The organism is Sphingopyxis sp. OPL5, assembly GCF_003797775.2.
Lineage (GTDB): Bacteria > Pseudomonadota > Alphaproteobacteria > Sphingomonadales > Sphingomonadaceae > Sphingopyxis.
This window is the reverse complement of the sequence record NZ_CP060725.1, coordinates 3684343-3705265: the sequence shown is the minus strand read 5'-3', so window position 1 is coordinate 3705265 and position 20923 is coordinate 3684343. Positions and strand designations below refer to the sequence as shown.

Here is a 20923-nt window from a genome sequence, read left to right as displayed (position 1 = left end):
CAATGCCGGCTATTTCGTGCGATGACACAGGCTTCCAGGCGGCTGTCCGCGCCTGGAAGCGTTCAGTCCTCGTCGCCGTAGAGGGCCACCTTGCGTTCGCCGGTGCTGCTGGCGCTACCGCGCGACATGCCGGGCGTGTTGAACGACCAGTCCGCCGTTCCGCCGGGTCCGGTGACGATCACCCCGCCGGTGCCGCCCAATTGCCCGATCTCGGCCATGACGGCATCCGCCGCCGCCTTTGGCGTCTCACCCTTCATGCGGATACGCGCGCAAATCTCGTGCGCCGCGCCGACGCGGATGAAATATTCGCCCGCCCCCGTTGCGGAGACCGCGCAAGCGCGGTTGTCGGCATAGGTCCCCGCGCCGATCACCGGAGCGTCGCCGATGCGTCCCCAGCGCTTTCCGGTTCGTCCGCCCGTCGACGTCGCCGCCGCGACATTGCCATCGGCATCGATCGCGACGGCGCCGACGGTTCCGAATTTCAGGTCGACGTCGTACCAGCTCAATTTGTCGGCCTTCATCCGTTCGAGCTGCTTGCGACGTTCGGGGGTCGCGAACCAGGAAGGATCGACTTGCGGCAATCCCTGCTCGATCGAGAAACGGTCGGCTCCTTCACCGCCAAGGAAGACGTGCGGGCTTTTTTCCATGACCGCCCGCGCGAGGCTGATGGGATTGCGCGTGCGCGTGATACCCGCCACCGCACCCGCCGCGCGGGTGCGCCCGTCCATGATCGCGGCGTCGAGTTCGTTGCGCCCGTCCCAGGTAAAGACGGCGCCGCGCCCCGCATTGAAGCGCGGATCATCCTCCAGCACCTTGATCGCCGCTTCGACGGCGTCCAGCGCGCTGCCGTCGGCGGCCAACACGCCGGCCCCCGCATCGAGCGCCGCATTCAGACCGGCACGAAGCGCTTGATCCTGCTCCGGCGACGTCTTGCCCCGGGCCATCTCCCCGGCCCCGCCATGAATGACGATCGTCCATTTGTCCTGCGCATAGGCGGAGGGTGTTGTCGCGACGCAGAGCGCGCCGAGCAGGGTCAGGAAACGCATGCAAGATTACTCCCGATAGGATCGTCCCAAAAACCATCTCCCGGCCATGGGCATCAGATGCGCAAGCGTTCGGGCCGGATCTGGCGCGGCTCGACGCCATGTTCGCGAAGCAGTTCGGGCCAGGGAAGCTCGAACAACAGGGCTTCGGCGGCCAGCGCCATCGCGGGCGACGTCTGCAGCCCGTAACCGCCCTGCCCGGCGAGCCAGAAGAACCCTGGCGCGTCGGGCGCGAACCCGGCGGTGGGCACCTTGTCCGCCACGAAGCTTCGCAGACCGGCCCATTTCAGCGCGATCCGGTCCACCGACAATGTCGTCGCCTCTTCGACGCGCCACGCGGCAAGCGCCGTTTCATAATCTTCCGGCTGGGCATCGCACGCCGGCGATGGCGTGACATCCATGGGAGAAGCCAGGAGCCGGCCGGCATCGGGCAACATGTAGAAGCCATCGTCGAAGACCGTCTTGAGAAACGGCCAGTCCGACACATCGAGACCCTGTGGCGGATCAAAGCCGATGATAGTCCGCCGGAGCGGGATCAATCCGAGCGGGCGGACGCCTGCCATCGCCGCGAATTCATCCGCCCAGGCGCCCGCTGCGTTGACGACGATCCGGGCTGCGTAACTCTCCTCCACCGTATCGACGATCCAATCGGCCCCGTCGTGCGCGATACCCGTAACCCCGGCGTGGAAATGTATCTCGCCGCCTGCCGCCCGCAGCGCGCGCGCATTGGCTTGGAGGAGCAGATCGGCGTCCAGCTTGCGACCACCCGTATCGACCAGTCCGGCAACCGCGCCGCCCGTCCCGACCTTCAGCACGGGGACAATCGCCTGCATCTCAGCCGGTCCCACTTGCGAGATATTGTCAGAAAAGCGCCGCATTTCGGTTTCGAGCGCCGTCAGTTGGTCCATCGTTTCGGCCGTTGCGAAGAACATGGCCGATTTCGTCTGCCACAGCGGCGGCAGTTCCTCTCCACCCGGCGGATTGGCGAAGAAGTGGCGGCTGGCCGCCGTCAGCCCGCGCACCGCATCATCGCCGATGCCGAAATGATAGAAGGTCGCGCTGCGCCCCGACGAATGATAGCCAAGCGCGCTTTCGCGTTCGAGCAAGATGGTTTCCGACCGCTGCGCGAACCGCGCCGCCGCCGACACGCCGGCAATCCCGCCGCCGATCACCAATATGTCGACCCGCCTCAACGGACATTCCCCTTCGCCGGCGCCGGGCGCCGTGTCGCCGCCGGTCGATAGCGTGCGATCGCCTGCCTGACCGCCGCGATGTCGAGCGCCTCTCCCCTCGCCGCTCCGGCTTCGGCCGTCGCCTGCCGGTCGATGGTCGTCGCCATCAGCAGCGAATTATAGATTGCTTCCTCGGCCGCTTCCGACACCGCCACGAACAGCGGCGACATCTCGTCATTGGCCAGTTCGGGATAGGCCGCGACGCCGGCTCGCCGTGCTGCCGTCCGGCGAACTCCGTCGGCGGTCGAGAAAGCGATGGCATAGTCGCCGGACCCGTTTGAAAAGGCTGCCCCGGTCCGCGCCAGACCTGCGATTGCACGATGGGCGAGCCGGGTCAGATTCCGGTCGCTGAGCGGCGCATCGGTCGCCACGACCAGAATGATCGACCCGTCGGCCGACGCCCGCTCGCTATGCTCGCGCAGATAATAGCGCCCCAAGGCTTTGCCGACGGGGACGCCATCCATCGTCAGCGTCCCGCCATAATTGGTTTGCACCAGCACGCCGACACGATAGCCGCCCAGCGCCGGTGGGAGCATGCGCGAACTCGTGCCGATACCGCCTTTCCAGCCAAAGGCCATGGTGCCCGTGCCGGCGCCCACGCTGCCTTCCGCAACCGGGCCGCCGGTCGCGGCCTCGATGGCCGCGATCACGTCAGACCGGCCGATCACCCGCTTGCGGATGTTGTTGAGCACACTGTCGTTGGTTTCGCCCACCACCGCATTGACCGACCGGACATGTTCATTGCCGGGCCGCGTCAGGGTCCAGTCGAGAATGCCATCGATCGCCGGCGCGACGCTCAAGGTGTTGGTCAGGACGATCGGCGTCTCGATCTCGCCCAGCTCGGCGATCTGCGTCGCGCCCGCAAATTTGCCGAATCCATTGGCGACGACGATACCCGCGGGCACCTTGTCCTGGAAAATATTGCCGCCGTGCGGCAAGATCGCCGTGACGCCGGTCCTGACGTCGGCGCCCTCGATACGTGTCACCTGGCCAACTCGCACGCCATCGACGTCGGTGATGGAATTGAGAGGGCCGGGCGCAAATATTCCCGGCGCGATACCAATGTCGCGAGCGTGGACGCGCGGCTGGTCGACGACCTGCGCCGAGGACGATCCGATTCCTCCCATGCCTATCGCAATCCCGGCACCGGCCAGCAATGCGGCCAGCGTCCCACGCCGCCCTCGCCTCAAGCGATGGCCAAGCCTGCCCAGGCCGGACCATTGGCTGGATACGACCCCGGAAATACCACAAATATCGAAGGACAAGCGCAATGATCCGCTTTGCTGACTGACAGATGTTGCTTGCCTAATCCGCGACGGACGATCCGAACAATATCTATGCGGCAGCGGCCTATAGAAATTTTCTATAGGCTTGAAAGGCGCTTTTCAGATGCTTCAGCAAAACGGTCGCCAATTTCGACGGGGGCCGGTTCTGCAGATAGATGGCATAAACGTTGAACGGGATGGGCGGCTGGAGCGGCTTGAAGGCGATGTCGGGCGTAGCGGTCGCCTGCGCCGTGAAACTGTCGACGATCGATACGCCCGCCCCGGACCGGACAAGCGCCGCCGCGACAAAGAAGGTCTGGGACGAGACGACGTCGTTCAGCATCACCCCCGTCTGGGCGAGTTCCTCGGACAGCAGATTGCCCATCGGACCGCTCTTGACGGTGGTGATGAACCGATGCCCCTCCAGAGCGTTCAGCGGCATGCGCGGCGCGTCGCATTGAATCGCGCCCGGTTTATAGACCGCGACCAATTCTCCCGTGCCCAGCACGTCGAAGCCGACGGGGGCGGTCGACGGCACGTCATAGCTGATGACCAGGTCCGTTTCCCGCTCGTAAAGCTTGCGCACCATGTCGTCGTGATGCGCCGTGTGCAGTTCCAGCGACACGCCTTCATGCTTGGCCAGAAACGCTGTCACCGCGTCCGGTATCGCCCCGAGCCCGAGGGACGGCAGCACCGAAACGCGCAGTGTCCGCCCTTGCCCGAACCGCAGGTTGCGGCTCGCCCGCCGGAGCTGGTCGACACGCTTCTGGACCTCCGCCACCTCCAGGAAAAGCTCGTGCGCATCCTCGGTGGGGACCAGGCGCCCCTTCGTCCGTTCGAATAACGACAGCCCGAGGCTGGTCTCCGCATAACGCAAGATTTTCGTGACCGACGGTTGCGAAATATTCAGCACCCGCGCCGCGGCGCTGACCGAGCCAGTCACATAAACGGCGTGGAAGATTTCAATCTGGCGAAGTTTCACTACGCATCCTGTTGTCGCTCGGACGAATATCGTGTCGCGATGGTTGCCTGACGTGCGAACGGCAAAATTGATTGCGCATTCAAAATGAACGCGAGCACTTACGCTCAGCTCCACTAGCCCGCCGGGCGAGTACCAGCAAGGACATGTCGCCGGGTTAAATCCGGCTTGGCGGATATAGTCGATGACGGTGAAATACGAATGTCCGCTTTCAAGGCACCCTGCCAATCCTCGTCGAGCACCGCATAACCGGACTCAATCTCCGCGAGGCCCCATGCAGGAGACGACCCGGCAGGGCATGGCCCGCGCGCTGTTCGGCAAGTCGATCGCGGCGAAACGCTGGCGGCGCGAGAATCCTCCTGCAAACCGCGCACCAAGCGGCTCTTCAGGCCGCACGCCGTCGCCTCGCCGAGCCGCGTAAAGACGTCGCGGACGAGCGAATCCGAAAAGCTCTGGTTTTCTGGGAAAAGCTCAATCTCTGTGGACTGAGACGGACCCCTGCGGAAGGGTAGGTGGCGGAGACGGAGGGATTCGAACCCTCGGTACCGGATTTACCAGTACGACGGTTTAGCAAACCGTTGGTTTCAGCCACTCACCCACGTCTCCGCATGGTCTGTCGCGCTAACGACAGGCTGGCTTAGGCGGGTCGCTATAGCCAGCCGCCTCGCACCCCGCAACGGCAAACATTGCCATTTTTTTGCACCCGAGCATCGGATCGGCGCCGAAATCGATTCGGCCTGGCGCAAAATCGACTCAGGTCATCGCCGGTTCATTGCCCGCCGGCCAATTGGAGTCATGGTAAATACTGCCCTGCGGCGCGATCGCGCGTCGCCGGCCCGGAATTTGGGGGAATATCATGCGTCAGTCGCTTTCCAGTCTCGCCTTGATGGCCATCGCTTCGATCGGCCTCGCCGTGTCGCCGCTACCTGCGGCGGCGCAAATGACGCAGATCGATCCCAACAGCGCGATCGATGCCGATCTCGACAACCCGGCCCCGCCGCCGCCAGCCACCAGCACGACGAGCGGCGATACGTCCTATGACAGTGATCTCGCGACCGGCGATCAGGTAACCTCACCCGACACGGCGGCGACCCCGACCACCGGTCCCGAAGCTGCGGCGACGAACGCACCCCCGGGCTCGACCTACAAGAAGGACGATCTGATCGGCGCCGCTGAGGGCGTGTTCGGTAAGGGCGCACAGGGCCTTGCCGGGCTGATCGAGGACATCCTCAAGAAACAAGGCGAACCCAATGCCTATATCGTCGGCCGCGAAGCCGGCGGCGCGCTGGTGCTTGGCGTGCGCTACGGCTCGGGCACTTTGTTCCACAAGATCGAGGGCGAGATGCCCGCTTACTGGACCGGCCCGTCGATCGGCTTCGACGCGGGCGCCAACGCGGGCAACACCTTCGTCCTCGTCTACAATCTGTTCGACACCCAGGATCTCTACAAGCGCTATCCGGCGGGTGAAGGCGCTGCCTATCTGATCGGCGGCTTCAACGCGTCGTACCTGCGCCGTGGTGACGTGGTGCTGATCCCGATCCGCGTCGGCGTCGGCGCACGGTTAGGCGCCAATGTCGGCTATATGAAGTTCCGCAAGAAGCAGAACTGGGTCCCCTTCTAAAAAGCGCCCTTCCCCCTTGGACGCTTCGAACGCCCGCGCTGAAAGGTGCGGGCGTTTTGCGTAGGACAAGAGTCGTGATAGCCAAGTCCGATGCTCCCACCTTCACGGCTTTTCAAATGGGGAATTTTCCTCGTCCTGATTGCGATCATCCGGGTCGTGGCATTTCCGGTAATCGAGCCGGCCAATCGCAACGATCCGGGTTTGGCGCTACAATTCTATAAATATTCGGTGCTGATCTGGGTTCCTGCCGCCATATTGCTTGCGCTCTCGGCCATCTTGCCACTGTGGGCGCGCATTGTGCGCTGGGCCGAGGGCGGCTAAACGGCCTCGAAGGTCCGAGACCAACCGCCTAATCTCCGTCGAAGGCGATCAGCGTCTCGCACGCCAGTCCGGCCGCCGTCAGCCGCTGCGACCCACCGAGATCGGGCAGGTCGATCACGAACATCGCGGCAGCAACCTCCGCCCCGGCATTGCGCATCAGTTCGGCAGTGGCGAGGATCGTGCCGCCGGTAGCGAGCAGATCATCGACCAACACCACGCGGTGGCCGGGCAGCACCGCGCCTTCGTGCAGTTCGAGCCGGTCGACGCCATATTCGAGTTCATAATCGACCCCGATGGTGACGCCGGGCAGCTTGCCCGCCTTGCGCACGGGCACGAGGCCCAGCCCCATCGCGGTCGCCATCGCGGCGCCGAACAGGAAGCCGCGCGCCTCGACCGCAACGATCAGGTCAGGCGCATGGCTTGCCGCGCGAACGGAAAGACGCCGCACGGCTTCGGAAAAGCCGGCGGCGTCGCCGATCAGTGTCGTGATGTCGCGAAACTGGATGCCCGGCTTGGGAAAGTCGGGAATGGTGCGGACCAGCGACGCGAGGTCGAGGTCCGGCTGCGGCGGGAGGGCGATCATGGGACGCGCCCTCCCTAGTCCGCTCAATGCTTCTTGTCGGCCCAGATGTTCCGGTACGACAGATAGGCGAGCACGCTGAACATCGCCAGGAAGATCACGACGGCCCAACCGACCTGCACGCGCTTCACCAGCTTCGGCTCGGCGGTCCAGACGAGGAACGCGGTGACGTCCTTGGCCATCTGGTCGACCGTCGCCTTGGTGCCGTCGGCATAGGTGACCTGGTTCGGAGCCAGCGGCGGCGCCATCGCGAGATTGAGGTTCGCGAAATAGGGGTTGTAGTGCAGCCCGGTGCCCGGCTTGAGTTCGGCGGGCAGGTTAGCCGGCGGGTTCTTGAACCCGGTCAGCAGCGAATAGACATAGTCCTTGCCGCCTTCGCGCGCCTTGGTGATCAGCGACAGGTCGGGCGGCAACGCATTGTTGTTCGCCGCACGCGCCGCGGTTTCATTGGCATAGGGCGACGGGAAATAATCCGACGACAGCCCATCGCGGGTTGCCGGTTCGCCGGTGTCGGGGTTGATCGACGGAACCTGGAAACCCTTGGCGAAGGTCTTCACCTGGCCTTCGCTGTAACCCAGCGCCTCGATGTCGCGGAAGGCGACGAGGTGCAGGCTGTGGCAGGCCGAGCAGACCTCCTTGTACACCTGCATGCCGCGCTGCAGCTGCTGCTTGTCCCAATGGGGCAGCAGGCCGTCGCTGGCGAGCTTCAGATGCTTGGGATGTTCGTGAAACTTGTGGGCGACATTCTCTTCATTGCTGAGCGGCGTCGTGAGAATCGCGAGCACCAGCGCGGCAATGAAACCGAGGCCGACGAGGAATCCGAGCGGACGAACCATGGCTGTATCAGCTCCTATTAAAGTCCGGCGCTCAGGCCGTGGCCGCCGACGGCGTGTCGGCATGCTTGGCGAGAACCGCCTCGGTGATCGAATTCGGCATCGGCAACGGACGTTCGATGCGCGACACGATCGGCAGGATCACCAGGAAGTGGGCGAAATAATAGATCGCACCGATCTGGCTCATGATCACATAGGGCTGTTCGGCCGGCTGCATGCCGCAGAAACCCAGGATGAACACGTCGATCACCAGGACCCAGAAGAACCAGCGATAGATCGGGCGATAGGTCGACGACTTGACCGGCGAGCTGTCGAGCCAGGGCAGGAAGAACAGCACCGCGATCGAAGCGAACATCGCGATCACGCCCCACAGCTTCGCGTCGATCCACAGGAAGTTGAAGGTGAAGGCCTTCAGGATCGCGTAGAAGGGCAGGAAATACCATTCGGGAACGATGTGCGCCGGGGTCGAAAGCGAGTTCGCCGGGATATAGTTGTCGGCATGGCCCAGCATGTTCGGGCTGAAGAAGGTCAGCGCGGCGAAGATGAGCAGGAAGATACCGAGTCCGAAGCCGTCCTTCGCGGTGTAATAGGGGTGGAACGGGACGGTGTCCTGTTCGTCCTTCACTTCGATGCCGGTCGGGTTCGACGAACCCGGGATGTGCAGCGCCCAGATGTGCAGGATGATGACACCCGCGATCACGAACGGCAGCAGATAGTGCAGCGAGAAGAAACGGTTGAGCGTGGCATTGTCGGGGACGAAGCCGCCGAGCAGCCATTCGCGGACCGGTTCGCCGACGAGCGGTATCGCCGAGAAGAAGCCGGTGATCACCTGCGCGCCCCAGAAGCTCATCTGGCCCCACGGCAGCACATAGCCCATGAAGGCGGTCGCCATCATCAGCAGGAAGATCACGACGCCCAGCAACCACACCATTTCGCGCGGCGCCTTGTACGATCCGTAGAAAAGGCCGCGGAAGATGTGGAGATAGACGACGATGAAGAACATGCTCGCGCCGTTCATATGCGCATAGCGGATGAACCAGCCGGCGTTCACGTCGCGCATGATATGCTCGACCGAATTGAAGGCGACGCCCGCATTGGCGGCATAATGCATCGCCAGCACGATGCCGGTGATGATCTGAATCGCCAGCGCGGCGCCGGCGAGGACGCCGAAATTCCAGAAATAGTTGAGGTTGCGCGGCACCGGATAGCCGGCACCGATCGCGTTGTAGACGAGGCGCGGCATTGGCAGCTTCTCGTCCAGCCACTGCATCAACGGATGCTGCGGCTGATATTGCTTGGCCCAGGGAAAGCTCATCTTATCTCGCTCCTCAGCCGATCGTCACGACGGTGTCGCTGTCAAAATTATAAGGCGGCACAACCAGATTCTTGGGTGCCGGACCTTTACGAATGCGCGCCGCGGTGTCGTAGTGCGACCCGTGGCACGGGCAGAAATAGCCGCCGAAATCGCCACGATTCTCGCCCTCAGCAGCGCCGAGCGGCACGCAGCCCAAATGGGTGCAGACGCCGAGCGTGATCAGCCAGTTTTCCTTGCCCGGCTTGGTCCGCTGGTCGATCGTTTCGGGGTCGCGCAGGTCACCCAGCGGCACCGCTTTCGCCTCGGCGATTTCCTTGGCGACCAGGTTGCGAACGAACACCGGCTGCTTGCGCCAGCTCGTCTTGATCGCCTGGCCCGGCTGGATTGCCGAAATATCGATCTGGGTCGTCGACAGCGCGAGCACGTCCGCCGACGGGTTCATCTGGTTGACCAGCGGCAGCACGACCGCGGCCGCACCGACCCCCGCAAAGCTGACCGCTGCAATGTTGATGAAATCACGGCGGCGCACCCCGTCTTCGATTCCGGCGGTGTGTTCGGTTTCACTGGCCATTCGATTGCCCTTGTATGGCTGAACTGACAATTTCCCCGGGCTGAGGGCCACCCTGATTGCGCGCGCACGAAATGGCGCGCCCCGGCGGCCCCTCCGGGAATTGCGGGCCTGATAGCCGCACAGTCGGAGCTTGCCAACAGGCAATTTCCGCTTCTTTGACCGGATCATGTCGCGGCGCCGAAACGCTCGATTTGCGACGCCGCGCGCCCTAAGGAAAGCGCATGGAAATCGCCCTGTTTCAGCCCGACATCGCGGGCAATGTCGGTACCACGCTGCGCACCGCCGCCTGTTTCGGCGTGCCCGCGCATATTATCGAGCCGTGCGGCTTTCCCTTCTCCGACGGCGCGCTGAAGCGTGCAGGCATGGATTATGCGGTGCGCGCCAATGTGCGGCGCCACCCAGACTGGGACGCGTTCCGGATATGGTCGCAAATCGGCGGCCAGCGGCTCGTGCTCCTGACGACGACGGGGGCGACGCCCCTGCCCCGGTTCGATTTCACCGCAAGCGACATCCTGCTGTTCGGATCGGAAAGCGCGGGCGTCCCGCATCATGTCCATGCGGCGGTGACCGCGCGGGTCGCGATTCCGATGAGCCAGGGCTTTCGCTCCTTGAATGTCGCGGTCGCGGCTGGCATCGCGCTCGCCGAAGCGCTTCGGCAGACGAAAGGTTTTCCCGCATGATTTCGCTCGATCCCCAGCAACAGGCCGCGCGCGACTGGTTCGAATCGCTGCGCGACCGGATCTGCGCCGAATTCGAGGCGATCGAGACCGAAGCCGGCAGCGACGCGCGCTTCGCCTATACGCCGTGGGACCGCGAGGCCGAAGGACTCGACTCCGGTGCAGGCGGCGGCGGAGTGCGCGGGGTAATGACCGGCCAGGTATTCGAAAAGGTCGGGGTCAATGTCTCGACCGTCGGCGGCCAATTCGCCCCCGATTTCGCCGCGTCGATCCACGGCGCGGCCGAGGACCCCAGTTTTTTCGCGACCGGGATCAGCCTCGTCGCGCATATGGCGAACCCGCATGTTCCCGCTGTGCATATGAACACGCGCTTCCTCGTCACGACGCGACGCTGGTTCGGCGGCGGCGCCGACCTCAATCCGCCGATTCCCTATGCCGAGGACACCGACGCCTTTCATGCCCGGCTGCGCGCCGCCTGCGCGCCTTTCGGCCCCGAGGTCTATGAACGCTATGCCAAATGGGCCGAGGATTATTTCTATATTCCGCACCGCGGCGTCCATCGCGGCGTCGGCGGCATATTCTATGACCATCTCGAAACCGGCGACGATGCCGAGTTCGACCGCAATTTCCAGCTGACCCGCGCGGTCGGCGAGGCCTTCCTCGATATCTTTCCGCAGATCGTGCGGCGACGCATGGGCCTGCCCTTCACCGACGCCGACCGCGAGGCGCAGCTCATCTGGCGCGGCCGCTATGCCGAATTCAATCTCGTCTACGATCGCGGCACCCTGTTCGGGCTCAAGACCGGGGGCAATATCGACGCGATCCTGATGAGCCTGCCGCCACTCGCCAAGTGGAGCTGATGCGAAAAGGGCGCCCCGTTTCCGGAGCGCCCCTTCTTTTGCTTTGATCGGCTCACCTCAGGCGAAAACGTCCGGCGAACCCTGCACCCCGATGCAGCGATAGATGCCCGCCGGCATCGACACCGACACCAGAACCACCGGCACATAGATGACCAGCGCCATGATGAGCGCGCCGATCATCGCGCCCATGCCCGCGTCGGGCGTCATCATCGCGCTCGCAACCCCGCCGAAGACCATCGAGACGATGAAAAAGAAGACGAGAAAGAGGAGGATCATCAGGAAATTGAAGCCGACGATCGTCCATTGCGATGCGCTCGTCAGCCTCCACGATTCGGCGAAGGCCGAAAAGGGATTCGACGAACGGTTCACCGCCATCACCGGGCCGGCGGCGGTCAGGCGACCAAAGAACCACAGGAAGAAGACGATCAACGCGACATAGAAGATCACGCCGAACAGGATAAGTCCCGCCGATGCACCGCCGGTCGCGAAACTCTCCAGCGACATGCCGCTGGCACCGAAAATGCCGAACGCCAGCAGGCCGACGATGAACAACACGATGTAGAAGACGATCATCAACGCGATCTGCACGACGAAGTTGGCGAGCATCAGCGCGGCGCCCGCGCCCAGGCCCCAGCCGATATCGCTGGCAGGCTCGCCGCCGACCAGTCCGGTCCGCCAGATCAAAAGGCTCGCCGCATAGACGATCGTCCCGGCGATGAAACCGAACAGAATGATCGACCCGAAGGCTCCGAATGCGGCCGACGGATCGCCCTGCGCCATCATCATGGTCATCATCGCATTGCGCAACAGCAACCAGCCGAGCAGGCAGGCGATCACCACCGCGCCGCCAAGCCACAACAGCATCTGCATCCAATTGGTCTTCAGAAACCCGAAGGTCTCCGAAAAAGCGGCACCGATACTCATCTTGACCATGATTTTCCCCCTTTGTTGAACTTGCCCTTGTTCCTTTTTGTGCGCCCAATGTCCCTCATTAGCGGGCCGTCGTCCGGTTTGCGATCACTTCATGACGTCACGGACAAAGGCCTCTTGCGTTTCCCTCAGGAAAATATGGCGTTGCCGCCGGTGAGCGCCAACTGACGGTAGGTCGCGGCGCTGATCGCGGCCGAGACGATGCCGCCGACCGCCGCGACGCCGCCTTCGACGAATCCGGTCAGCATCCGTCCGATACCGTCACCGGTCCCCACGACCGCGCCAATCACCCCGCCGAGGAGCAGTGCGACGATGATGATCACGAGTGTGACGAGAAACAGAAAGAGCGCAATCCGCCAACCATTGCCCTTGGTCAAACGCCAGCTTTCCTGGATCGCGACGACCGGATTATACTGGGTGCGATCGGCAACGACCGGCGAGGTCACTGCGAGCCGCCCCCACAAATAAGCGCAGATGCCGAGGATCAACAGCGCGCCGACGAACAACAGCAGCGCGCCGACGGCGCCGCCCCCCGCCGCGATTCCCGGCATGATCGCCAGAACCGCGATCAGGCCCAGCCCGACGCCGAGGATCAGTTGGATCGCGATCATCGTCGGGATCATCTTGAGCGCGAAGACGAGCGCGTCGCCGACGCTGGTGCTGGTCCGCGACAACCAGAGGCGCAGGATACCGACCCCGCCGATCGCCGAAATCACGCTGACGAGCAACTGATACGGCACGGCCTGCCGCGCGCTTTCGCGAAACGTCATCATCATCTGGTCGAATGTCGCGCCAGCGGCGGGCTCGATCGGGACCGGCCCGAACCAGGCGACCGCGAGCGTCGGCAGAAAGAGGAAGACGGCGGCGATGGTGCCCGTCAATACGCTGTGCGACCGCAGCAGGACCAAGCTGTCTTCCCACGCCGCGCCCATGTCGAATTTTGGCATCTAAATCCCGTCTATGGTTGACCCGCTGACGCGGGAGACTGGCGGTCTTGCTCCCCGATGTCCAGCCATGTTAACGATTTAGCGCGCGCCCCTTGCACTCGCTCGCGCGTGGGAGCAGGAGGCGGCACGATGAGCCATCTGCCACCGCCCCTATGGACCGTTTCGCCGGGCCTGAGCGATTATCCCGCCGCGCTCGCCGACATGGAGGCGCGCGCCGCCGCGATCTTCGCGGGCGAGGCCAGCGAACGCATCTGGCTGCTCGAACATCCGCCGCTCTACACCGCCGGGACCAGTTCGGATCCCGCCGAGCTGCTCGACCCCCGTTTCCCGGTCTATGACGCCGGGCGCGGCGGGCGCTACACCTATCACGGCCCCGGCCAGCGCGTCGGTTATGTCCAGCTCGACCTTTCCAAACGGGGCCGCGACGTGCGCGCCTATGTGTCGGCGCTCGAAGGCTGGGTGATCGATGCGCTTGCCGAATTCGGCGTCACGGCACGCCGCGCCCAAGGCCGCATCGGCATCTGGACCGACGACGAAAATGGCCGCGAGGCCAAGATCGGCGCGATCGGGGTGCGCGTGAAACGCTGGGTGACGATGCACGGCGTCTCGATCAACGTCGCGCCCGACCTCGCTCATTTCGGCGGCATCGTGCCGTGCGGGATCGCCGAATTTCCGGTGACCAGCCTCGCCGCGCTCGGCAAGATGGTGGGTTTCGCCGAGGTCGACGCCGCGCTCGAACGCGCGCTTCCCGCCTTTCTCGACAAAATTTCGGCCAGCGACTAGGACAAGATCATGACCCGTATCATCCTCCCCTCGCTCCTGATCCTCGCCCTCGCCGCCTGCGGCAGCGAACCGTCGGGCAAGACGACGACCAAGCTCGAAACGGTCGAGGTCGAGCCGGGCACGATCAGCGATTCGATGATCATCCTCGACGATGCGAGCGGCGACGGCACCGCGGTCGACAACAGCGTTCCCGACGATGGGACGGCGAAGCCCGCACAGAAGGACGAGCAAGCGACCGACGAGGCCGACGCCGAAGAGACGAGTGGCGAAGGCGAAGCGATCACTGTCCCCGTCGGCAAGAAGCCCGACACCCCGGCGCCTGCCAAAAAAGCCGGCGAATAATGAAGGGTTAGCGCAGCCCCAGGCTCTTGTGTGCCTGGAGCGACAGACGCCAGCGCGGGTCTTCCATCACCAGGTCGATGCACGCCTGGACATTGGCAGCGGCATTCGGATCGTCGAGCGGCTGCACCAGCAGATGCCCGAAATCGAGCGTCGCGAACCGCGCGACGTCGCTGCCCGGCTGCGGCCACACCAGCTTCAGTTCGTCGCCGCTCGTCTGCACCAGTTCGCTGCCCGCCTTCGGGCTGATACAGATCCAGTCGATGCTGCGCGGCACGGCAAAAGTCCCGTTGCTCTCGATCGCGATGATGAACCCCTGCGCGTGTAGCGCGTCGATCAGCGCATCGTCGACCTGCAGCATCGGCTCGCCGCCGGTTAGCACGACATAGCGGTCGGCCTCACCCTCGCCCCAGCTCGCGACGATCGTCGCGGCGAGCGCCGTCGCGTCCTTATACTTGCCCCCCAATGTGCCGTCAGTGCCGACGAAGTCAGTGTCGCAGAATTGGCATATCGCCTTGGACCGGTCCTTCTCGCGACCCGTCCACAGATTGCAGCCGGCGAAGCGGCAGAAAACCGCGCGGCGGCCTGCCTGTGCGCCCTCGCCCTGCAGCGTCAGGAAAATCTCTTTGACCGCGTAGCTCATGGTCAGGCGTAGCGCGTCGGGTCGGCGAGCCCCGCATCGGCAAAACCCTTGCTGCGCAACCGGCAGCTGTCGCACGCGCCGCAGTGCAGCCCCTCGGGGGTCGGGTCGTAGCACGACCAGCTCATGCCCGCGTCCATACCGAGCCGCGCCGCCTCGGCGGCGATGTCGGCCTTGGTCATATGCTGGAGCGGTGCGTGGATGCGGAAATCGACGCCCTTGTCGCCGTCGCGCGTCGCGAGCCGCGCCAGTTTTTCGAAGCCCGAAATGAATTCGGGGCGGCAGTCGGGATAGCCCGAATAGTCGAGCGCATTGACCCCGATGACGATGTCCTGCGCGGCGCGTGCCTCGGCGAGGCCGAGCGTCAGCGACAGGAAGATCAGGTTGCGCGCGGGCACATAGGTGATCGGCACGTCGCTTCCCACACCGTCCTTGGGCACCGCGATATTGTCGGTCAGCGCCGAGCCGCCGAAGCGGCGGAGGTCGAGGGGCAGGACGATATGCTCGGTCGCACCGATATATTCGGCGATGCGCGCCGCCGATTCCAGTTCGACGCGGTGACGCTGGTTATAATCGATCGTCAGCGCGACGATGCGCGCGCCGGCCTCTTTCGCGAGGCCCGCGCAAACCATCGAGTCGAGCCCGCCCGAGAGGAGGACGATCAGCGTTTTTCCGGCTACGTCTTGCATCGGCGCCAGATAGGCCCGCGTCGTCGGGCGTGCAAGTGCTGCGCTGCACCAAAGAAACGGGCCGCATGACAGGTCACACGGCCCAGTTCGGCATGAAAGCCGTTAGGGAGAAGGACACACATCGGTGCGTCGTGACACCCGGCTTAGCGGCTTTTGGTTAACGGATTGTTACCGCAGGGTGCGGCTCAGTTCGTGCAGGCGCCGCTGCGTCGTGCCTCATAGGCCTGCGAGAAAGGCTTCCCGTCGGCGATTCCTTGCGTGTCGATCTGGACCAGGCGGTTCGTCTCGGACCGGATCGTGGTGCGGCCGTGGCCCGCGCCCGGACAGGTGTAATGCACCGTTACCGACTTAGGCGTGTCCTCGATGACATAGCGCGAGCAGTTCGCGCGCGGGTGGTAGATCTGGATCATCCGCCGCGCGTCGCCGAAACACATCGTCTGGGCGACGGCGTTGTTGCCGCGTTCGCGCAGCTGCCAGCTGCCTTTTTCGAGGCCATCGAGCATCGCCAGCGACGGCGCCTGCGCAGGCACCGCCGTCGCGCCGGCCAGCATCGTGGCCGCAAGGACCCATTTCATCGGGGGAGAGAAGATCGCCATGTACACCTATCCAACGATTGCCCCCGTCGCGGGCAAACATGCGACCCTGTGAAGACAAAATAGCGTTTCGGCGCCGCGATTTCAACCGCTTGGCGCTGAAAAACGTCCGTTCGTCGTCAGCCGGCTCAGTTGGGGGTGGCGATTTCGCCGAGCGGGATCGGGAAAATCCGCGAACAAAAGGCGCAATCGACGACGATATTGCCGGCCTCGTCGGCCATGTCGACGCGCTCGGTCTCGGGAAACTGGCGCAGCACCCCGGCGAAATAATCGAGGCTGCACCGGCAGCCGCGCGACACGGTGATGCCCGATTCGACGCGTACCTCATCCTCATGGAACAGCCGCCACGCCAGCGTTTCGAGCGAATGCGCGGGGTCGGTCAGTTCCTCGGGTTTCAGCGTCATCGCGATCGTGCGCGCATGCTCCCATTCGGGGTGATCGTGGCGCGTGTGCAACCGGTCGCGACCGACCTCGCCCTCGGGCAGGTGCTGGAGCAGCAACCCGCCCGCGACGCAGCCGGCTTCATGGTCATGGCGCGCGGCGAGCCTGATCAGGCTCGGGATCTGCTCGGACTGTTCGAAATAATGTTCGGCCGCATCGCCGATCGACACGCCTTCGAGCGGCACGATCCCCTGATAACGCTCGTCGGTCGCCGGCTGGTCGAAGGTGATCGCGAGAAAGCCCTCGCCGAACAGCGCGAACAGCGTCGGGTCCGGTCCGACCTCGGCCAGCCGTTCGGCGTCGAATTTGAGGTAACCGCGCAGCTCGCCGCCGCGATAGTCGCAGACGAGCAGTTCGATCGGCCCGCCGCCGGTCTGCGCCTGCAGCGTCAATTGCCCGCCATCGGTCTTGAGCGTCGAACCGAGCAGCACGGTCAGCACCAGTGCCTCAGCGAGCAATTTCTCCGCCACCGGCGGATAGCTGTGGGCGCTCAATATCGTGTTGAGCACCGGCCCGAGCCGGACGAAGCGCCCGCGCACATGGCGCTCGGCAATGGTAAAGACCAAAGGCTGGTCGAACCAGGTTTCGACGGTGTCGCTCATAACTTCCCTAGCGCCCACAACAGGACGGATTTCTGGGCATGGACGCGGTTCTCGGCCTCTTCCCACACCCGCGATTGCGATCCGTCGATCACCGCATCGGTGACTTCCTCGCCGCGATGCGCGGGCAGGCAGTGGAGGAACAGCGCGTCACCCTTCGCCGCGCCCATCAATCGGTCGTCGACCTGATAGGCCGCCATGGCAGCGAGCTTGTTATGCGCATGGTCCTGCCCCATCGACACCCAGGTGTCGGTGACGACCAGGTCGGCGCCGGCGACAGCTTCGCGCGCGTCGCGGACGATATCGATCTTCGCGCCCTTCGCACGTGCCGCCTCGACGAAGCCCGCATCGGGCTCATAGCCCTGCGGCACGCCCACGCGGACGTTGAAACCGAACAGCCCCGCCGCCTCGATCAGCGACGCCAGCACATTATTGCCGTCGCCGAGCCAGGCGAGTTCGAGACCGGGCAGCGCCTTGCCGCTCTCGACGATCGTCAGCAGGTCGGCGACGATCTGGCACGGGTGCGACAGGTCGGTCAGACCGTTGATCACGGGGACGCTGGCGAAATGCGCCAGTTCCTCGATCTTGTCGTGATGATCGGTGCGGATCATGATCGCATCGGCATAGCGCGACAGCACGCGCGCAGTGTCGGCGATCGTCTCGCCGCGGCCGAGCTGGCTCGTGCCCGCGTCGAGGATCATCGGCACCCCGCCCAATTGGCGGATCGCGATGTCGAACGAGCAGCGCGTGCGCGTCGAATTCTTCTCGAACACCATCGCCAGCACATGGTCGGCGAGCGGCTTGTCGGCGTCGGGTTTCGCCTTCGGCCAGCCGGCGCGCGCCGCCTTGCGGTCGATCGCGTCCGACAGCATCGCTGCGATCGCATCCCCGCCCGCATCGGACAGGTTTAGAAAATTCGGCATCAGCTTTCGGGCGGCGTATAGCTCGCCGCGCCCGCCGACAATTTCTCGATGCACTCGTTGATGTGCGACTCTTCAATGTTGAGCGGGGGCAGGATGCGGATGACATTGTCGCCCGCCGCCACCGTCAGCAGCCCATGGTTGTCGCGCAGATGCGCGACGAAGGCGCGGCTGTCGCTCTTCATCTTGACGCCGAGCATCAGCCCCATGCCGCGCACGCTCTCGAACAGATTGTCGTGGTTCGGGATCAGCTGTTCGAGCGCACCGCGCAGCCGCTCGCCCGTCGCCTTGACGCCCTCAAGGAAGCCCTCCTCGAGCACGACGTCGAGCACCGCCTGCCCCGCCGCCATTGCGAGCGGGTTGCCGCCATAGGTCGAGCCGTGCGTGCCGATCACCATGCCGCGCGCCGCCTTTTCGGTCGCGAGGCACGCGCCCATCGGGAAACCGCCGCCGATGCCCTTGGCGCTGGCGAGGATGTCGGGGGTCACACCGAACTGTTCATAAGCATAGAGCGAGCCGGTGCGCGCGACGCCGCACTGGACCTCGTCGAACACCAGCATCAGGTCGCGCTGGTCGCAAATGTCGCGCAGCGCCTGCAGAAAGGGCTGCGACGCCGGACGGATACCGCCCTCGCCCTGTACCGGTTCGAGCAGGAAGCCCGCGGTATTGTCGTCCACGAGATCCAGCGCAGCATTGACATCGTCGAACGGTGCATAGGCGAAACCAGGCAGCAGCGGGTCGAAACCCTTGCGCAGCTTCTCCTGGTTGGTCGCCGAGATCGTACCGAGCGTGCGGCCGTGAAAGGCGTTGTTGAAGGTGATCAGCGTGTGCTTGTGCGCGTTGCCCGCGCTCGAGTGGTAAGCGCGCGCGGTCTTGATCGAACATTCGACCGCCTCGGCGCCCGAGTTGGTGAAGAAGACGGTGTCGGCAAAGGTGTTCTCAACCAGCCGCGCCGCATAGGCTTCGCCCTGCGGGCTGCCGTACAGGTTCGAGACATGCATCAGCGTCGCGGCCTGGTCCTGGATCGCCTTGGTCAGGTGCGGGTGGCCATGGCCGAGCAAATTGACCGCGATGCCGCTCGCGAAGTCGAGATAACGCTCGCCGCGCTCGCCGATCAGATAGGCGCCCTCGCCTCGCACCGGACGCACACCGCACCGGGGGTAAACGGGCATCAGCGGCGTGATCGACATGTCAGGCACCTTTCCAAAACACAAAAGATACGACCAAAGCAAAAAGGCGACCCCAGATGGGCCGCCCTTGGGTCGGGCGGTCCCTATACTGCCCCCTGCTTGGCCGCGTCAACACAGCGCCGCGCGCAGCAACCAAGGCGGCGGCGCGGCGTATGAGCGGGATGCGACACAGCTTCGCCCTTTCCTTCGCTGCGCTGCTGCTAGCCGGCTGCGACAGCCTTCCGCGCGATGCGGCGGGTACGACCGAACGGATCGAGCGTATGCAGGCGATGCGCGTGACCATCCTCCCCGACACCCCCGATGCCCACCCCGCACTCGCCCTGCTCGGCGCTTACGCCCGCGACCACCATGCGCGACTGAAACTCGTGCCCTTGCACGGCGAGCATGCGCATAAGGCGCTTGAGGATGGCGAGATCGACGTGCTGGTCGGTCATTTCGCAAAGGCCTCGCCTTGGCAGGCCGATATCGCGCTGTCGAAGCCCGTCGCGCGCGGCGAACCCGACGACAAGGAACATCCCGTGCTGCGCATCGCGCGGCGCAACGGCGAAAATGCCCTGATCCTCGCCACCGACCGGCTGGTCTCCGAGGGTCCGCGATGAGCCTGCACAGCGGCATCCCCGACGCCATCGCCGCCGACGTGCGGCATGGCGAACGGCTCGAATGGTGGACCTTGCTATGGATCGGCAGCGTCGTCGTGGTGATGGCGCTGGTGATGGGCGCAAGCCAGGCGATGAAGTCGGCAGTGATCGAGGATGTGCTGAGCCTCATCCCTGCGATCGTGTTCCTGCTGTCGGCGCATTGGGAGCGCAAGCGCGCCAACAATCGCTTCCCTTTCGGCTATCGCCGCGCCAACAGCCTCGCCTTCCTCGTCGCCGCGACGGCGCTGCTGTCGGTCGGCGGCTTCCTCATCTATGAAAGCGTCACGACGCTGGTGCGGCAGGAGCATCCGACCGTCGGCGGCATCACCCTGTTCGGCCATACGCTCTGGTTGGGCTGGCTGATGATCGCGGCGCTCGTCTATTCGATCATCCCGCCGCTCATCCTCGGTCGGATCAAACAGCCGGTGGCAAAGCGGATCAACGACAAGGTGCTCCACACCGACGCGCTGATGCAGAAGGCCGACTGGCAGACCGGGCTCGCCGCGATCGCCGGCATCACTGGCATCGGGTTCGGCTGGTGGTGGGCCGATGCCAGCGCGGCGCTGTTCATCGCGCTGTCGATCATCAAGGATGCCGTGGGCGCGCTGCGGCAAGCGGTCGCCGAACTGCTCGACGGCACCCCGCGCGCGCTCGATTCGAACGCGATTGCCGAGGATGCCGAACGGCTGATCGCAGCGCTCAAGGCGCGCTTCGGCGACGTCGGGGTGCGGCTGCGCGAAACCGGCCGCTATATCGCCGCTGAGGTCGATTGCGCGCCGCCGGCTGTCATTCCCTCTGCCACCGAGTTGATGGGCGACAACGCTTGGCGGCTGGCAAGCCTAAGCTTTCGGCCTCAATAACGTCGTCATTGCGAGCGAAGCGAAGCAATCCAGAGCGAGTTGACGCTACTCTGGATT

Annotated in this window: 24 protein-coding genes and 1 tRNA gene; 8 read left to right on the top strand and 17 right to left on the bottom strand. The window is 64.5% G+C overall.

The genetic code is table 11. The features are described 5' to 3' along the window. Window positions 1–62 precede the first annotated feature (62 nt). From EEB18_RS17880 to EEB18_RS17860, 5 genes are all read right to left on the bottom strand, one after another. Window positions 63–1046, bottom strand: a complete 984-nt coding sequence (locus EEB18_RS17880; RefSeq protein ID WP_187139783.1) for an isoaspartyl peptidase/L-asparaginase family protein — start codon at window positions 1044–1046, stop codon at window positions 63–65. Between the two features lie 53 nt (window positions 1047–1099). Continuing rightward, window positions 1100–2236: an NAD(P)/FAD-dependent oxidoreductase gene (locus EEB18_RS17875; protein ID WP_187139782.1), complete on the bottom strand. Its 1137-nt coding sequence runs from the start codon at window positions 2234–2236 to the stop codon at window positions 1100–1102. Beyond that, entirely contained in the window at window positions 2233–3402 is a 1170-nt protein-coding gene (locus EEB18_RS17870; protein ID WP_187139781.1) for a P1 family peptidase, read from the bottom strand. Before EEB18_RS17870 ends, EEB18_RS17875 begins: the two co-directional genes overlap by 4 nt. A gap of 223 nt (window positions 3403–3625) precedes the next feature. Further along, complete coding sequence (locus EEB18_RS17865) at window positions 3626–4522, bottom strand: LysR family transcriptional regulator (RefSeq protein WP_187139780.1); 897 nt, start codon at window positions 4520–4522, stop codon at window positions 3626–3628. Between the two features lie 510 nt (window positions 4523–5032). Beyond that, window positions 5033–5125: transfer RNA gene (locus tag EEB18_RS17860), tRNA-Ser, on the bottom strand. A 250-nt stretch (window positions 5126–5375) separates the two neighbouring features. Between EEB18_RS17860 and EEB18_RS17855 the strand changes: the two genes are divergently transcribed. Beyond that, entirely contained in the window at window positions 5376–6140 is a 765-nt protein-coding gene (locus EEB18_RS17855) for a DUF1134 domain-containing protein (protein ID WP_187139779.1), read from the top strand. 156 nt (window positions 6141–6296) lie between these two features. After that, entirely contained in the window at window positions 6297–6461 is a 165-nt protein-coding gene (locus tag EEB18_RS17850) for a hypothetical protein (protein WP_187139778.1), read from the top strand. Window positions 6462–6489: 28 nt separating this feature from the next. Here EEB18_RS17850 and EEB18_RS17845 read toward each other — a convergent pair whose 3' ends face one another. Genes EEB18_RS17845 through petA form a run of 4 tightly spaced genes read right to left on the bottom strand, consistent with a single transcriptional unit; the run spans window position 6490 to window position 9760 of the window. Further along, window positions 6490–7044 carry an adenine phosphoribosyltransferase gene (locus tag EEB18_RS17845; protein WP_187139777.1) on the bottom strand — a complete coding sequence of 185 codons (555 nt, stop codon included), beginning with the start codon at window positions 7042–7044 and terminating at the stop codon, window positions 6490–6492. Window positions 7045–7067: 23 nt separating this feature from the next. Next, window positions 7068–7877, bottom strand: a complete 810-nt coding sequence (locus EEB18_RS17840; protein WP_056350971.1) for a cytochrome c1 — start codon at window positions 7875–7877, stop codon at window positions 7068–7070. Between the two features lie 31 nt (window positions 7878–7908). Further along, window positions 7909–9189, bottom strand: a complete 1281-nt coding sequence (locus tag EEB18_RS17835) for a cytochrome b (RefSeq protein WP_056350969.1) — start codon at window positions 9187–9189, stop codon at window positions 7909–7911. Window positions 9190–9202: 13 nt separating this feature from the next. Further along, complete coding sequence (gene petA, locus EEB18_RS17830) at window positions 9203–9760, bottom strand: ubiquinol-cytochrome c reductase iron-sulfur subunit (protein WP_056350967.1); 558 nt, start codon at window positions 9758–9760, stop codon at window positions 9203–9205. Window positions 9761–9981: 221 nt separating this feature from the next. Between petA and EEB18_RS17825 the strand changes: the two genes are divergently transcribed. Beyond that, entirely contained in the window at window positions 9982–10440 is a 459-nt protein-coding gene (locus EEB18_RS17825; RefSeq protein ID WP_056350965.1) for a tRNA (cytidine(34)-2'-O)-methyltransferase, read from the top strand. After that, the gene (gene hemF, locus EEB18_RS17820) at window positions 10437–11297 is read left to right on the top strand and encodes an oxygen-dependent coproporphyrinogen oxidase (RefSeq protein WP_056350962.1); all 861 of its coding nucleotides are present in this window, start codon (window positions 10437–10439) and stop codon (window positions 11295–11297) included. Before EEB18_RS17825 ends, hemF begins: the two co-directional genes overlap by 4 nt. A 57-nt stretch (window positions 11298–11354) precedes the next feature. Here hemF and EEB18_RS17815 read toward each other — a convergent pair whose 3' ends face one another. Next, the gene (locus EEB18_RS17815) at window positions 11355–12230 is read right to left on the bottom strand and encodes a hypothetical protein (protein WP_187139776.1); all 876 of its coding nucleotides are present in this window, start codon (window positions 12228–12230) and stop codon (window positions 11355–11357) included. Window positions 12231–12355: 125 nt separating this feature from the next. Further along, window positions 12356–13174, bottom strand: a complete 819-nt coding sequence (locus tag EEB18_RS17810) for a glycerophosphoryl diester phosphodiesterase membrane domain-containing protein (RefSeq protein WP_187139775.1) — start codon at window positions 13172–13174, stop codon at window positions 12356–12358. 129 nt (window positions 13175–13303) lie between these two features. Here EEB18_RS17810 and lipB point away from each other — a divergent pair, with 129 nt between their 5' ends. Both lipB and EEB18_RS17800 read left to right on the top strand, forming a co-directional pair. Continuing rightward, window positions 13304–13957: a lipoyl(octanoyl) transferase LipB gene (gene lipB, locus EEB18_RS17805; RefSeq protein ID WP_187139774.1), complete on the top strand. Its 654-nt coding sequence runs from the start codon at window positions 13304–13306 to the stop codon at window positions 13955–13957. 9 nt (window positions 13958–13966) lie between these two features. Next, window positions 13967–14299: a hypothetical protein gene (locus EEB18_RS17800; protein ID WP_187139773.1), complete on the top strand. Its 333-nt coding sequence runs from the start codon at window positions 13967–13969 to the stop codon at window positions 14297–14299. Window positions 14300–14306: 7 nt separating this feature from the next. On the opposite strand, the gene queE is transcribed toward EEB18_RS17800, so the two are convergent. The 6 genes from queE to EEB18_RS17770 form a co-directional block, all read right to left on the bottom strand. Beyond that, window positions 14307–14939 carry a 7-carboxy-7-deazaguanine synthase gene (gene queE / locus EEB18_RS17795; RefSeq protein ID WP_187139772.1) on the bottom strand — a complete coding sequence of 211 codons (633 nt, stop codon included), beginning with the start codon at window positions 14937–14939 and terminating at the stop codon, window positions 14307–14309. A 2-nt stretch (window positions 14940–14941) separates the two neighbouring features. Further along, complete coding sequence (queC, locus tag EEB18_RS17790; RefSeq protein WP_187139771.1) at window positions 14942–15625, bottom strand: 7-cyano-7-deazaguanine synthase QueC; 684 nt, start codon at window positions 15623–15625, stop codon at window positions 14942–14944. Between the two features lie 185 nt (window positions 15626–15810). After that, complete coding sequence (locus EEB18_RS17785) at window positions 15811–16200, bottom strand: hypothetical protein (protein WP_156377849.1); 390 nt, start codon at window positions 16198–16200, stop codon at window positions 15811–15813. Window positions 16201–16346: 146 nt separating this feature from the next. Then, entirely contained in the window at window positions 16347–17261 is a 915-nt protein-coding gene (locus EEB18_RS17780) for an Hsp33 family molecular chaperone HslO (protein WP_056350947.1), read from the bottom strand. Further along, complete coding sequence (gene argF, locus EEB18_RS17775; protein WP_187139825.1) at window positions 17258–18184, bottom strand: ornithine carbamoyltransferase; 927 nt, start codon at window positions 18182–18184, stop codon at window positions 17258–17260. The genes EEB18_RS17780 and argF overlap by 4 nt, the downstream gene beginning before the upstream one ends. Then, window positions 18181–19368 carry an aspartate aminotransferase family protein gene (locus EEB18_RS17770; RefSeq protein ID WP_056350943.1) on the bottom strand — a complete coding sequence of 396 codons (1188 nt, stop codon included), beginning with the start codon at window positions 19366–19368 and terminating at the stop codon, window positions 18181–18183. The genes argF and EEB18_RS17770 overlap by 4 nt, the downstream gene beginning before the upstream one ends. A gap of 152 nt (window positions 19369–19520) precedes the next feature. Here EEB18_RS17770 and EEB18_RS17765 point away from each other — a divergent pair, with 152 nt between their 5' ends. Both EEB18_RS17765 and EEB18_RS17760 read left to right on the top strand, forming a co-directional pair. Next, window positions 19521–19967: a hypothetical protein gene (locus tag EEB18_RS17765; RefSeq protein ID WP_187139770.1), complete on the top strand. Its 447-nt coding sequence runs from the start codon at window positions 19521–19523 to the stop codon at window positions 19965–19967. Then, window positions 19964–20866, top strand: coding sequence for a cation diffusion facilitator family transporter (locus EEB18_RS17760; protein WP_187139769.1), 903 nt, complete (start codon window positions 19964–19966; stop codon window positions 20864–20866). Before EEB18_RS17765 ends, EEB18_RS17760 begins: the two co-directional genes overlap by 4 nt. The last annotated feature ends 57 nt before the right edge of the window (window positions 20867–20923 follow it).